The sequence below is a fragment of the Streptomonospora mangrovi genome, assembly GCF_027604915.1.
GTDB lineage: Bacteria > Actinomycetota > Actinomycetes > Streptosporangiales > Streptosporangiaceae > Streptomonospora > Streptomonospora mangrovi.
On sequence record NZ_JAJAQC010000013.1, the window covers coordinates 67009 to 82414 of the forward strand.

Here is a 15406-nt window from a genome sequence, read left to right on the forward strand (position 1 = left end):
AACGCCCTCAATCGTGTCGTTCGCGGCCTGATGCGGACAGAATCCCCCGGGGCGCGGGGCGGGCGCGCGAAAGAGCAGGTCGCGAGGCGGGTGCTGGGCGGCCGGCGGGGGCCGCGCCGGCGGCGGGCGGGGCCGCGCGCGGGCTTTCCGCGGGCCGAAAGCGGACTGTAAGGCGGGCGCAAGACCGGGTTCCTAGGCTGAAGGCACACTCGGCGAAACCGGTACCCGCGGGAGGACGGCCCGCGGGCGCCGGTTGAACCGGGTGCCGGGGCCGAGGATGCGGGTCGGCGGGGAGCCCGACCTGGGCGGCCCCGTGCCGCCGCGGACCGCGTGTCCGCGCGATCTCGGGGGAGGCGGCGCGGCCGGTGGTCCGGTCCGGGCCGCCCGGCAGCCGCCTGTGCGTCGTCATGAGAACTCAAGGGAGTCACCTATGTCCGGGATCCCGGCCGCGGACCCGCGCGTCGAAGACATCGAGTTCGCGCTGATCACGGCGGGCATCGCGATGCCCGCCACGGCGCGGCTGGAGCCCATGGGGGACGACTTCCTACCGCTCGAGGACGAAGACGACGCCGAGTTCACCGACGAGGACGCCCCGGTCGTCGACTGGCCGTAGGCCGTCCCTCGCCCCACTGACAGCAAGGAGCAGCCAATGACGCCGACGCCGGTCGCCGACCCCGCGGTCGACATCGAGTTCGCCCGCATCACCGCCCGCCTGGAGCCGTTCTCCGAGCCCGACCCCGAGCAGGGCGCCGAGCCCGCGCCGGTCACCACCGCTCCGGTTCCGCAGGAGACCGAGCCCAAGCAGGGCGAGCGCCCGGCCGAGCGTCCCGAGCCCGCCGACCGCTGACGGCCCTCGCGGCCGTTTCCCCGCCGCCGTACGCTGGGCATTAGGAGGGGTGCCCAGCGTGCGGCGGCGATTTCTCCCGTCGCCGGGAATGGCCTTGCTAGAGTGCTATTCGTGAATTTTGGCGTGCTGGGTCCCATTTCGGCCTGGTCGGATGGTGTACCGGTCCCGGTCGGCGGACCGCGGCAGCGGTGTGTCCTGGGCGCGCTTCTGGTCGATCTCGGCAAGGAAGTCCCGGTCGAGCGGCTGATCGATTTCCTCTGGAACGACAATCCCCCGCGCACCGCGCGCTCCGTGATCCAAGTGCAGATTTCGCATTTGCGGCGCGCGTTTCCCGATGTCATCCAGACCACCGCCGGCGGCTACCTCGCCGCGGTCGAGCCCGACAACGTCGACCTCCACCGCTTCCGCGGCCTGGTGGCGCGCGCCGAGGCCGCCGACGACCCCGCCGAGGCCGTCGTGCTGTGGGACCGCGCGCTGGGCTGCTGGCGCGGCAACCCCTTCTCCGGCACCGGCTCCGAGCACCTGTGGTACGCGGTCTCCCAGCCGCTGCTGGAGGAGCGCTGGTCGGCGCGCACCGCCTGGGCGCAGTGCGCGTTCTCGCTGCACCGCTACACCGAGATCATCACCCGGCTCACCCCGCTGGTGCGCGAGGACCCCCTGCGCGAGCGGCTCCAGTACTACCTGATCGCCGCGCTCTACCGCAGCGGGCAGCGCGCGGCGGCGCTCACCGCCTTCCAGGAGACCCGCCAGTACCTCGCCGACGAACTGGGCGTGGACCCCAGCCCCGAGGTCATGGAGCTGCACCAGCAGATCCTCAGCGACACCGAGTCGGGGACCGGCCGGCTGGCCGGCGCCATCGACCTGGCGCGGGTGGCCCAGCCTCCGGCCGCGCCGGCCGAGGACACCGCCGAGCGCCCGCGCGACTTCGTGCCGCGCAACGACCTCCCCCGCGACATCCCCGACTTCACCGGCCGCGAGCGCGACCTGGAGCGGCTGATGGCGCTGGGCGAGCGCGACGAGGGACGCGCCGAGATCGCCGTCATCACCGGCCCGGGCGGGGCGGGCAAAACCACGCTGGCGGTGCACGGCGCGCACCGGCTGGCCGAGTGCTTCCCCGACGGCCAGCTGTTCATCGACCTCTACGGCTACACCGTCGAGCAGGACCCCATCACGGCGGTGTCGGCGCTGGGCAGCCTGCTGCGGGCCATCGGCGTGCAGCCCGACACCATCCCCGAGTCGGTCGAGGAGCGCGCGGCGCTGTGGCGGGCCAGCCTGGCGGGGCGGCGGGTGCTCATCGTGCTCGACAACGCCGCCAACTTCGCGCAGATCAGCCCGCTGCTGGCGGCCGCGCCGGGGTCGCTGACCATCGTCACCTCGCGGCAGGACCTGCCCGGGGTCAGCGGCGCGCAGTACATCGCGCTGGGGATGCTGGGGCCGGAGTCGTCGCTGCGGCTGTTCTCGACCGTGCTGGGCGAGGACCGGGTCGCCCACGAGGAGGCCGAGGCGCGCGAGGTGGTGCGGCTGTGCGGCGGGCTGCCGCTGGCGCTGCGGATCGTGGCCGGGCGCATGCTCAGCCGGCCCCGGTGGACCTTCCAGCACGTCAAGCTGCGGCTGGGCGAGCACCAGCGGATGTTCCGCGAGCTGCGGATCGACGGGCAGAGCGTCGAGGCGGTCTTCGAGCTGTCCTACCAGAGCCTCAACGACGAGCAGCGCGAGGCGTTCCTGCACCTGGGCGTGATGATCGGGGGCACGGTCGACCTGCACGGCGCGGCGGCGCTGCTGGACCGCGACCCGCCCGAGGCCGACGACCTGCTCCAGGAGCTGGTCAGCGTGTGCCTGTTCGACGAGCCCAGCGTCGACGTCTACCGGTTCCACGACCTGCTCGGCGCCTACGCCCGCGAGAAGGCGGCCACCGACCTCCCCGAGGGCGAGGCCGCGGCGGCGCGCCGGCGGCTGGCCGACCACTACCTGGACATGGCCAACCGCGCGGCCGACATGCTGGGGCCGCGCGGGCACCACTTCGAGGTCGACTCCCAGAACTCCTCGCGCTACCAGAGCCGCCTGGCCAACCGCACCGAGGCCACCTCCTGGTTCGAGCGGCACCAGGACAACCTCGCCTCGGCGGTCGACTTCTACGCCACCTCGGGGCTGGACGACGCCGCCTGGCAGCTCGCCGACTCCCTGTGGCGCCACTACGCCAACCACGGCCAGACCGAGCTGCTGCTGTCGACCCAGGAGAAGGCGCTGGCGGCCAGCCGCGCCAAGGGCAACGAGCGCGGCAGTGCCGCAACCCTTATCGGCCTGGGGATCGCGCACTGCCTGTCGGGGCGTTTCCAGCACGCGCTGGGGCTGCTCAACGAGGCGCGCGACATCCTGGCGGCGATCGACGACGAGCGCGGCCAGGCGCGGGTGTACTCCAGCCTGAGCGTGGTCTACGACCGGATGGGCCGCTTCCACGACGCCCTGTCGTGCGCGTGGAAGGTGTTCGAGTACGCGGTGTCGGTGGGCGACCGCGCGCTGGAGGGGCTCCAGCGGGCCAACATCGCCGCGATGTACCAGGTGCTCGGCGACTACGACAAGGCCGTGGAGTTCTGCGAGTCGGCGCTGAAGATCAAGCACGAGGAGGGCCAGTACGAGACCTCGGCCCAGGTGCTGCGCATCCTCGGCGAGGTCAACACCCAGCAGGACCACCTGGAGCGCGCGTTCTCCTACCTGACGGAGGCGCTGAAGCTGGCGCAGCTGATCGGCTCCCAGCGCGACGAAATCTACATCCGCAACGCGATGGCGGTGGCGCTGCGCCGCAAGGGCGACATCGACGCCGCGCTGGAGTCGCACCTGCTGGCCCTGGACATGGGCGAGGAGACCGGCCAGCACAGCGCCGACGCCGAGATCCTCACCGAACTGGGTGCCACCTACGCCGCGGCCGGCCGCTTCGAGGAGGCCCGCCAGGCCCAGGAGAGCGCCCTGGACCTCGCCCGCAAGCGCGAGGAGCGCCACGTGGAGGGCCGCGCCCTGATGCGGATGGGCACCCTCCCGCCGGAGGTCGTGGAGCGGGAGCGGGCGATCGAGTTCCTGGCGGCCTCGGCCAAACTCTTCTCGGGCCTGGGCGCCCCGGAGGCCCAACAGGCCCACGACGCCCTCCAGGCCGTGGTGTAACCGGCCGCCCGCCCGCTCACCCCGTGTTCCACCGCCGCACCGGCACGGATTCGCCAGGATCAGCCGCAGGCCCGGCAACGCGGCCGGGGGCGCGGTCGGGGGTGCGCCCGGAGTTGTGGACGGTGGTGCGGGCCGTGGCGGAACCGTCCACCCCGCCACGGCAGGCGAGCCAAACGAGCACCTCCTCCCGGTGCCGCGCGCACAGGGTGTCGGCGCCGTCCCGCGGGTCCACACACCGGTCGACCGCGCACCGCCGCCCCCGCAGCGCGGCGCGCGTCTCGCGGATGTGGACCGGGCAGTGGTCCTCATCCGGCTCGGTCAGCGCGACGCAGTCGCCCACCGAGCACACCCGGTCCCCGTTGAGCCACCGCGAGAACCCGACCCACCACGGAACGGCCACCTCGGGCCCGGTGACTCGCCTCGCACCACCCATACCCCCAACGTGACCCCACCGCCCCGCCGCGACAACCCCGCCGTCCACACCCGGCCGATGTCTCTAGAGAGGTTTCCCCCCGCCCTCACCACGGAACTCCGCCCCGCGCTCCCCACCCACCCCACCCGTTACGCCGGTGCGACCACCCCGCGGAGTCCGTTAGACTTGGGGTCGCAGTCATCGGGGTGTAGCGCAGCTTGGCAGCGCGCTTCGTTCGGGACGAAGAGGTCGTGGGTTCAAATCCCGCCACCCCGACAGAAAAACGGGTGTCCACGCAGGTGGGCACCCGTTTCGTGTTTCCGCTGGAGAAGGGCTGATTCAGCCCGGTACACATGCAGTGCAGACGCTAGGAGGCGTCGGCCCCGGCGTTCTTCGCCTCAGTCGCCTTCCTCCGCTCGACGTCCATGGCGTCGGCCACCTCGTCCAAGCGGTTGGGGAACAGGCGCCCGTAGGTGTCGAGGGTCATGGTCGCGGTGGCATGGCCGAGCATCCGCCGCCGCACCCGGCGGCATCAATCCTCCAAGTCGTCCAAAGACGCGATCTCAGTGGCCGTGGTCTCCGGGCCAAGCTCGTGAACCCAGTCGACGCCGCTGATATCGACACCGAAGCGCTTGTTCTCCTCGCGGAATACGTGCTCACGAAAGACTCGGATGGGCTTCGTCTTCTCTGTGGATTCCTGCCAAATCTTCTTTGCCGGACGGTTCTTAAGATCCGACAAGGCTCGCTCGCGTTGTTGGCCCTCATCTTGGAAGGAGATGTCAATCGCGTCCGCGATGACTTGCTCCATCTCGGAGCGACTGTACTTCCTGTTGCACAGGAGTTTCGCCGCGCGCTTTCGGCCAGGATGGATTGAATCCCAGATCGAACGAGCGTTCTTCCTGCCTCCACCCGGATGGTTGGAACCGAAACCGGTCATCAAAGTGTTCCATAGAACGGGCCTGTAGGTACGCAGTAAGGCCCGTTCTCCCAATATTATCCATATGTCGTCAAGGATGAGATGTCTGACGTCGAAATCGGACGCGTCTAGGTTATCCGCTTCGTTTATGCTTTTGCGGTGATCGCTTATGCGTTTAAATAGCTTTGGATATGACTCGTTCGGGGGCTCTCCGTAACTACTATTCCCGGCTTCGGCTCTTCCGACATAGATGGGGACATTCATATCTCTCAAGCGTTCGTATATGGGTAGGTCGCCGGTGTAGTACAGCGCGTACAGGCCGGCTCCCGGGAACGGCTCGACCGCGTCCAGGGGAACTCGCGGTCGCACGTCCATCTCCGCACGAAGATTACGACTGAGGAGATCGATGTCCAGCGGATTGAAGTGTGTGGGTGTCATTACCTCGAGGCCGTGTCCCATGCGCGAAACTTTACTCACCCGCCGTGGACCCACCAGCCGTACCCCGCGCCGCAAGGTCCTCAGCGGAACGAATTAACACTGGTCTGACCCGATTCAGGCCTGGTCGGCGGGCGCTGCCTCGCCTCGCACTGTCGCGGCTACCCGAGCGGCGGCTTCCGCTGGATCCTCATGCTCCCAGACGCGTACAACTGTCCACCCGGCTTCTCGCAGTAGCCGGTTCGTCTCCGCGTCTCTAGCCCGATTCGCCGCGATCTTCTCGTTCCAGAATCCGGAATTCACTGTGGCGGGCCGCAAATGCTGTGGGCAGCCATGCCAATAACAGCCATCAACGAAAACCGCGACTTTCACCTTGGAGAAGACGATGTCGGCGGTGCGTCGCACCTTGGGAAGGGGACGAGCCGCTACACGGTAGCGGAGTCCCCACTGGTGGAGAAGCGAACGCAGTCGCAACTCTGGTTTGGTGTCCCTGCTGCGATTCCCTCGCATTGAAGCCCGGACGGCGGACGAAGAAGCCCACGATCCCTTCGCGACTGTCTCCTCGGTGAGCAACCCCTTCTCCCAGGCCAATCTCCAGCCCTCAGTGAGATTCTCGGCCCGGGTCTCATGCTCGACCGGCCCGAGGTAGCGGGTGGGGGACTTCCCTCCATCGGACCAGCGCAGATACGCGCGAATTCTTCGCGTCCCCGGAAAAACCTTCAACTCCACCGAGGCGCGAGCGAGGCGACCTTCTCCAAGGTCTACCCATCGCCGGTGGCGGCCGCCGGCGGCTCGGTCTTGTTCACCGGCGATGGCCGACCGACTCCTGCCGGGGCGCCCTTTCCAGGCTCGCTCGGGGGGCGGAGCCTGTTTCCAGCCGCTTTGCGCCCCAGTCACCTCTGACGTTCCTCCGCGTCATCCAGAACAGCGGCGACCGCATTCGCGAACACCTCACCAAGGGCGACAGGTACGGCGTTGCCGAGTTGCCGCATCTTCTCCCCGCGGGGCCCTTTGAGAACCCAAGAGTCGGGGAAGGTCATGACCCGGGCCGTCTCCCGTACAGTCATGTACCTGTGCTTGTACCTGTCTCCTCCTATACCGTCCCCGCCAGGGACCAGATCATCCAGGAGCATCACCGACTCGCCACCTGGAACACCATGCACGCCAGCCTTCACGGTCTTCGCCGGGCGGTCCAGTTCGTTGGGTGTATGGCCATCGTAAATCCGCGCTCCAGGCCAGCCGATATGCTCCGTAAACCCGCCCAGAAGGTGCTCGGTGCGGTCGAGCCACTCATCAGGAATTTCCGGTAGAGGCTTGTTGTCGCCGATGCCCGTGATCGCGTCTCGTAGTGTGTGCCAGGGCCGCAATCCATCACTCATCGGCACGGACCGTGGAAGGCGTCCCATGACCCGCTCTCGCACATGGGCTGGAACATCCGAATGTCGCTCCCAATAACCACCATCGTCCATGGACCGTATTAGGGCGGTCTCGGAGTGCGTCGGCTGAACCAGTCGCCTGAACAGTGCCAGATCGGCGCCTAGGTCCCATCGAAACGCGACAAGGATGACCCGGTGGCGGATCTGGGGGACGCCGTAGTCCGCCGCGTTGACCGGAACCATGACCACGTCGTAACGCTCCGTCGGGTCATCCGGCTCCCGCTTGAGTCGTTCCACCAGGTAAGCATCGTGCTCTCGCCAGGTCGCATCCTCCGCTCGCTCCTCGAAAGGCAGTTTCAGTTCTCGCTGAATGTAGTCGAAGTAAGGTCTAAAGGAGGGTCGAAGTAGGCCACGCACGTTCTCGCAAATGACCGCCTTCGGGCGGATTTCACGCACGGCCCTGAACATCTGCGGGAACATGTTGCGCTTGTCCTCGTCGCCCTTGGCGACGCCACCGAGACTGAAGGGCTGGCAGGGAGGACCCCCGGCGAGCACGTCGACCCGGCCCGCGAGGTAGCCCATATCGAGCTCTTGAACGTCCCCCGCGACAAGAGGCACCCTCTCCCCCGCGCGAGGTACCGTCGGCCTCTCGCCAGAGGGCACCCGTACGGCCACGTTGGCCTCGAGAGTCTCGCACGCCCGCTTGGCGAACTCGTTGAAGAGCAGGGGGCGGAAGCCGGCGCGGTGGACGGCCATGGCCAGACCGCCGGCGCCGGCGAACAGCTCAACGCCCGTGCGATCCCTTTTGGGCGCTCCTTGCAGATCAGCCATTCCGAAAGCATACCGCGGAGCAGGGCTTCATCAAGCCGCTTTCCCCAAGAGGTTTCCCTGCGGACGGCAGACATATAGGGTCTGCGAGATCACGTCGACCAAGGAGAGCGGAACAGATGGCGCCTGTGGTCAATCCTGACGACGGAACTCGGTATCACAAGGAGTTCACCCTCAGTATCACGAAGGCCCTCGGCGACCAGTTGGCGGCAGCCCTCGACGGACTCGACAGCGCGCCCCTGGCGGAGCCGAACATCGCGCACCTCAAGGAGAAGCCAGGCGTCTATCAGCTCTACCTCAACGGCGCGTTCGTGTACGTGGGGAAGGCCGACAAATCGTTGCCCACCCGGCTCCGCCAGCATCTACGCAAAATCTCAGGGCGGCAGAGGATCTCACTCGACTCGATGACGTTCTCCTGCCTGTACGTAGCGGAGGACTTCTCCGCGCTCGCCCCCGAGCAGTTGCTGATCAGTCACCACAAGGGGAAGGGGGACATCCCCTGGAACAACAACGGGTTCGGCAACAAGGACCCCGGCCGCCAACGGGACAGCACCGTCCTGAAGCGAGACCACTTCGACGTTCTCTTCCCGATCGACCTGGACAGACCGATCGAGGGTCTAAGAGCCGGGGAATTGACGCTGCACGGACTTCTGGAGGCGGTCAAGGACGGTCTGCCCTACAACTTCCGCTACGGGAAGGACGACAGCTTCAAGAGTAGACCCGTGACGGTCCCGGCGGATCAGATGACCGCCGACGAGATCTTCCAACTCATCTCCGCCGAGATACCGGACAAGTGGCAGATCACCGCTCTCATGGGTTACGTGATCATGTACGACGACAGTCCTCGGCCGTACAAGAGCGCTTGGCGTTATTACCGCGACGGTCGGCGCATCGAAAGCGTCGCCGAGGCGGACTCAGCGACAATCGTCGAAACCGAGCCGCCGGGTGACGGCGGGGACGCTGAAGCTGATGAAGAATAGTTTACGCACGTCGCGTCCCCTCCGGAGAGGCGCCCTGTGGGAGCCGGGTTGACGTCGGGAGGCATCCGGCCATCAGCGCCTTCCGAGGACCGCGCCGCCGACGGGCCCGGGAGTGGTCAGGAATCGAGAAGCGCGCCCGGGGCGTCCCCCGTAGCTTCATGGGCATGGCAAACATCGAGAACATCACCCTGGCCGTGGGGGACACCGCGGACGCTGAACGGTTTTACGCCGCCTTCTTCGCGGAGGGCGCGCCGGTTCGGGTGCGTGATGGGGGCGCTCCGAGTGAGGGGTTTCGGGGGTTTACCCTGGCGCTGACCGTCGCGCAGCCGGCTGACGTGGACCTGTTCGTCGAGGCCGCGCTTGGGGCGGGGGCCGTCGCGTTGAAGCCCGCCGCGAAGTCGCTGTGGGGCTACGGCGCGGTCGTGCAGGCGCCGGACGGGGCGATCTGGAAGGTCGCGACCTCCGCGAAGAAGAACACCGTGCCCGCCTCCCGGACGGTCCAGGAGACCGTGCTGCTGCTGGGGGTCGAGGACGTGGTCGCGAGCAAGCGGTTCTACGTCGAGCGCGGGCTGGCCGTGGGCAAGAGCTTCGGGCGGACCTACGTCGAGTTCGCGACCGAGGGGAGCGCCGTCAAGCTGGCGCTGTACCGGCGCCGCGCGCTCGCCAAGGACCTCGGGGTGGCTCCCGAGGGGAGCGGGTCGCACCGGGTCGTCATCGGCGGCAGTGGCGGGGACTCAACAGACTTCACGGCCTTCACCGACCCGGACGGGTTCGAGTGGGAGGCCGCGGTGGCCGCGTCCGCTTCCTGACGCGCCGTTGTACTCGGCTGGGTGGCTTTCCGTCGACCTGCCCTCCAGGAGCCCGGCCTTGCGGGGGACCGGCCTTCCGGGGACAGGTTGGCCACGACCGCACGCCCACGACGCCGCGCTCCCACGGCGGCGGACCTCCGGGGCACCGCACCGCCACGACGCCGCACCTCCACGGCATCGGCCGCCTTGGGCGACGGGAGCGCCGGGCGGCTCGGTCGGCCAGGTGGCCCCGCCTGGTCCGCGTGGCTCGGCCGGTCCCGGCGGGGGCGCTCCCGCGCCTCCCGCGTGGGGCGCCCGCCTCCGCGGTCGGTTACGGGAAGGACGTGTCGGTGACCCCGACCGGGGCGCCCATCGCCTCTTGGAGGGACTCCAGGAGGGTTTCCAGTTCGCGGCCCTCGGGCTCGGCGAGGAAGGCGGTCACGGCGGCGTAGACGTCGACCGTGGCCTCGGGGCGGTCCGCGCTGAACCCGCCGATCAGGAAGCGGCCGAAGGTCGGCGACTCCGGGTCCTCGTCGAGGACCCACGTGCCGCCGACGTCGCTGAACATGTACTCGGCGCAGTAGTTGGTCAGCAGCACGTCGAAGGGGTCGTAGCCCATCATCGTGAACGGCGTGAGGTCCTCGAGTTCGCAGATCGTGCTCATGTGCGTCAGCCCGTGGCTCGGGTGGTGCAGCAGCGTCTCGGGCGGGTCCCAGCGGGAGAGGTCTCCCAGGTAGACGACGGAGTCGCGGCTCGCCTCGATCCAGGCGGGCAGCGACTGGCGGCGCTCGGCGAGAACGCGGGCCGCCGCCTCCGGGGTCAGCGGGTCGGGCACCGGCTGCTCCGGGTCGTACGGAAAGGCCATGGGATCCCCCTTGATCACGGTTTGGGTGGCACGTGATCTTACGCCCGCGTGTGGGTGCCCGGCGCGGTCAGCGCCCCTCCGGGGTGCGGAACGGGTCGGGGAAGGCGGTCGGGGCCTCGGGGCGGTGCCGCTCCACCTCGGCTCGGCGGTCGGCCTCCTGAGCGCGGTGGAACCAGAGGCTCAGGCCGCCGCCCCCCAGCACCGCCACCAGCGCCAGCGCGACGACGGCCACGGCCGTCCGCGCTCCCCCGCTCACAGGTCCGCCAGGACGGTCGCCGCCACGGCCCGCGCCGTCCGCTCGGCCAACTCGGGAGTGCTCGGTTCGGCCGTGTAGGAGACCGACAGCACGTCCCGGCCCAGCAGCACCGTCACCTCGGCCCGCGCGCCCGCGCCCCCCTCGGCGTCCACCGGTCCGGACTCCGCGAACGCGCCCTGCCCCAGGTCCGGCACCGCGCGGGGAGCGCCGCCGTCGCCCGCCGCGTACTCCCGCGACCAGTCGAACGCCTCCCGGGCCTCGGCCCAGCCGCTGCCGTATCGGGTGGTGCCGTGCCGTTCCAGTACGACCACCAGGTCGCCGCGGCCCCCGTTCGCGGCGCCGTCTCCGCTGGTGGCGGTGCACTCCGCGCGGTTGAGCACGCCGAGGCGGGGGTCCGTGCGGTGCGCGACCTGGGCCAGTGGGACGGCCGCGCTCATCTCCCGTGGTGCGATGAGGGCGCAGAGGTCGTGCGGCGCCGCGTCGGCGGTGCCGTCCACCGACAGGAACGTGCCCGCCATCATCCACGCGAACCCCCCGGCCATGACGATCCCCATGGCCACCGTGCCGCGTGTCACCCAGACGGCGGTCCGTATGCGACGCGCCAGCGCCTCTTGGGCGGCTTGGTTTTCCCTTTTCCGATCGTTCATCGCACCCCCGGGGCAAGCGTTCCAGAACGGTGTGAAGACAATGTGTGGATGTCCGGAGTGGGGCCGGCGGGGCTGGTGCGTACAGTTGAGGGTTGTCCGCACCGGGCAGAGCAGGGAGGACGTATGGCCGCCGAGGGGCAGCGCGAGGCCGCCGTGGCCGGCGGCGCCGCGCCGGTGTTCCGGGTCGCCGGGGAGGCCGACGTCCCCGCGCTGGTGGCGCTGGTGAACTCCGCCTACCGCGGCGACTCCTCCCGGCAGGGCTGGACCACCGAGGCCGACCTGCTGGACGGCCAGCGCGTGGACCCCGAGGGCGTCGCCGCGCTGCTGGCGCGGCCCGGCACCCGGGTGATCGTCGCCGAGGCGGACGGCCGGATCGCGGCCTGCTGCGAACTCGCGGCCGGCGCCGAGGGCGGCGACGCCTACTTCGGCATGTTCTGCGTGCGGCCCGACGCCCAGGGCGGCGGGCTCGGCGGGCGGGTGCTGGCCGAGGCCGAGCGCGTCGCCGCGCACGAGCTGGGGTGCCGCCGCATGCGCATGACGGTCCTGCGCCAGCGCGACGAGCTCATCGCCTTCTACGAGCGCCGGGGCTACCGGCGCACCGGCAACGTCGAGCCGTTCCCCTACGGCGACCCCCGGTTCGGCCTGCCCAAGCGGCCCGACCTGGAGTTCGCCGAACTCGTCAAGCCGCTGGAGTCCCGGGCGGGCTGAGCCGCCGCCGCGCACCCGTCGTTCCCCGGTCGCGCGCGGGCGCGTATGTATACTGACCGGTATGGTTAATCGAGGCGAAGGGGGACCCGACATGCGGCCGACGACACCGGTGGCCGAACTCAACCGGCGCGGCAGGACCGCCGGCGCCGTGCCCGAACGCATGACCGCCGTGGTCCTCATCCGCCACGGCGGCCCCGAGGCCCTCCAGGTCCGCCACGACGTCCCCACCCCCGGCCTCGCCGCCGACGAGGTGCTGGTGGCCGTGGCCGCCGCCGGCCTGAACAACACCGACGTGTGGAGCCGCGAGGGCAGCTACGGCACCGCCGGGGACCCCTCGGCGGTGGGCGGCTGGCGCGGCGTGCCGCTGGACTTCCCGCGCGTTCAGGGCGGCGACATCGCCGGACGCGTCGTGGCCGTGGGCGACGCCGTGGACCCCGCCCGGCTCGGCGAGCGCGTGCTGGTCGACGGCGCCCTCTACGACTCCGACAGCCCCGACGCCAACGCCGTGGGCCTGCTCGGCAGCGAACGCGGCGGCGGGTTCGCACAGTTCGCGGCGGTCGAGGCGCGCCGCGCCCACGACGTCGGCGCCAGCCCGCTCTCCGACCGCGAACTCGCCGCCCTCCCGATCGCCTACGGCACCGCCGTGGGCATGCTGGAGCGTGCCGATGTCGCCCCGGGCGAGCGCGTGCTGGTCACCGGCGCCTCGGGCGGCGTGGGGCTGGCCCTGGTGCAGTTGGCGCGGGCGCGCGGCTGCACGGTCGTCGCCGTCACCACGGCGGACAAGCGCGACCGGGTCGCGGCGGCCGGCGCCGCCACGGTGCTGGAACGCGGCGCCGTCCCCCGCGAGCACCTGGAGGCCCCCGTGGACGTGGTGGCCGACGTGGTCGGCGGCCCCGGGTTCCCCGACCTGGTCGACGCCCTCGCCGAGGGCGGCCGCCTGGTGACGGCGGGCGCGATCGCCGGCGCGGAGGTCACCCTCGACATCCGCCGCCTCTACCTGCACACCCGGCGGATCGTCGGCTCGGCCATGTGGACCCCCGCCCACTACGACCGCCTGGTGGCCGACGCCCGGCGCGGGGCGTTCGCCCCGGTCATCGCCGCAACCTTCCCCCTGACCGAGATCGGCGCGGCCCAGCGGGCGTTCGCCGACAAGCGGTTCGTGGGCAAGCTGGTGCTGGACGTCCCGCCGGCCGAGCCGGCGGTCTAGCCGCCGGCGCGCTGGTCGCCGGTGCCCGGGTCGGTGCGCGGGGAGCGCTTTTGCAACTCGTCGATCAGCCGCGACGCCTCGGCCTTGGTGAGGTTGTCGGGGACCTGCTCGCCGGCCTCGCGGGCCAGGGTCTCCAGGTAGCTCAACTGCGGACCCGTGGCGGGCTCCTCGCCGGTCGCCCAGGTGTCGGGGTCCTTTCGGGGATCTCGCTCAGTCATGCCCGGCCCCCTACCCCGCCACCCGCGGCCAACCCGCCTCGGCGTGCTAGAGGTGGGACAGCGCGAAGGACACCAGGAAGCCGGCGACCGTGATGACTCCCATGGCCAGGTGGGTGTCCTCGAACGCCTCGGGGATCATGGTGTCGGCGATCATCGCGAGGATGGCGCCGGCGGCCACGGCGGTCACCGCCGCCACCACGGGCGCCGGCAGGCCGCCCACCACCGCGTAGCCCAGCACGGCCGACACCGTGCTCGCGGCGGCGATCCCGCCCCACACGCCGAACACGTAGGCCGGCCCGCGCCCCGACCGGCGCATGCCCGCCGAGCTGGACAGGCCCTCGGGGAGGTTGCTGATGAAGACGGCGGCGACGGTCACCAGGCTCACCGCGCCGCCGTGGGCGATCCCCACCCCGATCACCGCCGACTCCGGCACGCCGTCCAGCAGCGCACCCAGCGCCAGCGCGAGCCCCGAGCCGGACTGCTCGTGTTCGGAGGGCGGGCGGCGGTCCGGCCCGGACCGCTTGCGGTGCCGCGCGCCGCGCCGGGCCAGGGCGATGTTGCCCAGGGTGTAGGCGCCGGCTCCGGCGGCGGTGCCCACCACCGCCGGCAGCAGCCCGCCCTCGCTGTGGGCCTCGGCGAGGAGTTCGAACGACACCGCCGACAGCAGCACGCCCGCGCCGAAGGCCATGACCGAGGCGAGCACCATGCGGGGGACGTGCAGGGTGTAGCCCAGCACGGCCCCCACCAGCAGCGCGGATCCGGCCAGGAGTCCCCAGCCGCCTGATTCCAGCATGGCGGTCATGCTGTGCCGGGTACCCGGGGCGCGGCCCGGCAGTCGCGGCCGCGCCGCGTGGCTTACTCCTGCGGGGACGGGCCGACGCGCTGCTCCAGCCGCTCGACGCGGTCGAGCAGCGGCTGGAGGTGGCGCTGGAGCGCCGCCGCCAGGGCGCGTTCGGGGTCGCTTGGCGCGGGCGCGGATGCGGACGAGGGCGCCGAGGTCTGGGCGCGGAGGTGGACGTAGCCCGCCAGGGCGGCGCTGACCGTGCGGCGGGTGAGGCGGAGTTCGGCCCCGAGGTCGCGCAGCACCCGGCCGGCCGCTCCGTCGGGTTCGGCGACCAGGCCCAGCAGCAGGTGTTCGCACCCCACGTAGTTGTGGCCCAGTCCCACGGCCTCGGACGCGGCGAGTTCGAGCGCGGCGGCGGCCGGCGGGCTGAAGCGGACGGAGCCGTGGGGGTCGGCGGACTCGGCGGCGGGATCGGTGTCCTGGAGCCCGCTCTCGATCCGGCTCGGCGGGATCTCCAGCACCTTGAGGACGTGCAGGGCGAGGTTGGTGCCCTCGGCCAGCACGGCGCCAAGGAGGTGCGCGGTGGTGACCTGGGGCGCGGAGTCGGCGCGGGCGCGGTCGAGGGCGAGCGCGAGCACGGACCTGGTGCGCTCGGTCGCGTGCGGCAGGTGGTCGGCGAGTTCGTCGGCGCTCAGCGCGGCGGCCTCGCGCACGGCGGTGATGCGCTTGACGGCGAGTCCGAGGGCCTGCTGGCACACCGCCGACACCGGTACCCGGGTCTCCTTGACCGCTTCGGCGAGGTCGTCGGGCAGGTAGACGTTGATCTTGGGCATGGCCTCCACCTCGGTTCTCCCGTCTCCCGGAGCTTGCCTCAGTATAACCCCATGGGGTTATGAGAGTCGAGGGATATAACCCCATGGATGGTCGTCCCATGAGTGGAAGGGCGGGAAACGCCGGCGCGCGCGGCCCCGGGGCGGGGCCGC

Annotated in this window: 16 protein-coding genes and 1 tRNA gene; 8 read left to right on the forward strand and 9 right to left on the reverse strand. The window is 70.7% G+C overall.

All coding sequences use genetic code 11. The annotated features are described in order from the left end of the window. The first annotated feature begins 430 nt into the window (after positions 1–430). The 4 genes from LG943_RS09930 to LG943_RS09945 all read left to right on the forward strand — a co-directional run bounded on the left by LG943_RS09930 (position 431) and on the right by LG943_RS09945 (position 4691). Positions 431–613, forward strand: coding sequence for a hypothetical protein (locus LG943_RS09930; protein ID WP_270071935.1), 183 nt, complete (start codon positions 431–433; stop codon positions 611–613). Positions 614–649: 36 nt separating this feature from the next. Continuing rightward, a complete protein-coding gene (locus LG943_RS09935) occupies positions 650–847 on the forward strand; it encodes a hypothetical protein (RefSeq protein ID WP_270071936.1) in 198 nt (65 codons plus the stop codon). Between the two features lie 315 nt (positions 848–1162). Then, entirely contained in the window at positions 1163–4003 is a 2841-nt protein-coding gene (locus tag LG943_RS09940; RefSeq protein ID WP_270071937.1) for an ATP-binding protein, read from the forward strand. A 614-nt stretch (positions 4004–4617) separates the two neighbouring features. Next, positions 4618–4691, forward strand: a tRNA-Pro gene (locus LG943_RS09945). Positions 4692–4947: 256 nt separating this feature from the next. Here the strand turns inward: LG943_RS09945 and LG943_RS09950 are convergent. From LG943_RS09950 to LG943_RS09960, 3 genes are all read right to left on the reverse strand, one after another. Further along, positions 4948–5790 (reverse strand): Eco29kI family restriction endonuclease, encoded by an 843-nt coding sequence (locus tag LG943_RS09950; RefSeq protein ID WP_270071938.1) that lies wholly within the window; start codon positions 5788–5790, stop codon positions 4948–4950. A 93-nt stretch (positions 5791–5883) separates the two neighbouring features. Further along, a complete protein-coding gene (locus LG943_RS09955; protein WP_270071953.1) occupies positions 5884–6276 on the reverse strand; it encodes a very short patch repair endonuclease in 393 nt (130 codons plus the stop codon). 383 nt (positions 6277–6659) lie between these two features. Continuing rightward, positions 6660–7973, reverse strand: coding sequence for a DNA cytosine methyltransferase (locus tag LG943_RS09960; protein WP_270071939.1), 1314 nt, complete (start codon positions 7971–7973; stop codon positions 6660–6662). A gap of 116 nt (positions 7974–8089) precedes the next feature. Here LG943_RS09960 and LG943_RS09965 point away from each other — a divergent pair, with 116 nt between their 5' ends. Both LG943_RS09965 and LG943_RS09970 read left to right on the forward strand, forming a co-directional pair. Then, complete coding sequence (locus tag LG943_RS09965) at positions 8090–8950, forward strand: GIY-YIG nuclease family protein (RefSeq protein ID WP_270071940.1); 861 nt, start codon at positions 8090–8092, stop codon at positions 8948–8950. Between the two features lie 164 nt (positions 8951–9114). Further along, positions 9115–9759 (forward strand): VOC family protein, encoded by a 645-nt coding sequence (locus tag LG943_RS09970; protein ID WP_333486350.1) that lies wholly within the window; start codon positions 9115–9117, stop codon positions 9757–9759. Positions 9760–10069: 310 nt separating this feature from the next. Here LG943_RS09970 and LG943_RS09975 read toward each other — a convergent pair whose 3' ends face one another. The 3 genes from LG943_RS09975 to LG943_RS09985 form a co-directional block, all read right to left on the reverse strand. Further along, positions 10070–10603 carry a hypothetical protein gene (locus tag LG943_RS09975; RefSeq protein WP_270071942.1) on the reverse strand — a complete coding sequence of 178 codons (534 nt, stop codon included), beginning with the start codon at positions 10601–10603 and terminating at the stop codon, positions 10070–10072. Positions 10604–10670: 67 nt separating this feature from the next. Continuing rightward, positions 10671–10835, reverse strand: coding sequence for a hypothetical protein (locus tag LG943_RS09980; RefSeq protein WP_270071943.1), 165 nt, complete (start codon positions 10833–10835; stop codon positions 10671–10673). A gap of 20 nt (positions 10836–10855) precedes the next feature. Next, positions 10856–11434 (reverse strand): hypothetical protein, encoded by a 579-nt coding sequence (locus LG943_RS09985; protein WP_270071944.1) that lies wholly within the window; start codon positions 11432–11434, stop codon positions 10856–10858. Positions 11435–11629: 195 nt separating this feature from the next. On the opposite strand from LG943_RS09985, the gene LG943_RS09990 reads away from it, so the two are divergent. Both LG943_RS09990 and LG943_RS09995 read left to right on the forward strand, forming a co-directional pair. Beyond that, the gene (locus tag LG943_RS09990; RefSeq protein WP_270071945.1) at positions 11630–12214 is read left to right on the forward strand and encodes a GNAT family N-acetyltransferase; all 585 of its coding nucleotides are present in this window, start codon (positions 11630–11632) and stop codon (positions 12212–12214) included. Positions 12215–12305: 91 nt separating this feature from the next. Next, positions 12306–13421: a zinc-binding dehydrogenase gene (locus LG943_RS09995; RefSeq protein ID WP_270071946.1), complete on the forward strand. Its 1116-nt coding sequence runs from the start codon at positions 12306–12308 to the stop codon at positions 13419–13421. On the opposite strand, the gene LG943_RS10000 is transcribed toward LG943_RS09995, so the two are convergent. The 3 genes from LG943_RS10000 to LG943_RS10010 all read right to left on the reverse strand — a co-directional run bounded on the left by LG943_RS10000 (position 13418) and on the right by LG943_RS10010 (position 15256). Next, positions 13418–13639, reverse strand: coding sequence for a DUF3072 domain-containing protein (locus tag LG943_RS10000; protein ID WP_270071947.1), 222 nt, complete (start codon positions 13637–13639; stop codon positions 13418–13420). The two genes, LG943_RS09995 and LG943_RS10000, sit on opposite strands and share 4 nt — an antisense overlap. A gap of 46 nt (positions 13640–13685) precedes the next feature. Beyond that, positions 13686–14432: a ZIP family metal transporter gene (locus LG943_RS10005; RefSeq protein WP_270071948.1), complete on the reverse strand. Its 747-nt coding sequence runs from the start codon at positions 14430–14432 to the stop codon at positions 13686–13688. Between the two features lie 62 nt (positions 14433–14494). Next, positions 14495–15256, reverse strand: a complete 762-nt coding sequence (locus LG943_RS10010) for a Clp protease N-terminal domain-containing protein (RefSeq protein ID WP_270071949.1) — start codon at positions 15254–15256, stop codon at positions 14495–14497. Between the last annotated feature and the right edge of the window lie 150 nt (positions 15257–15406).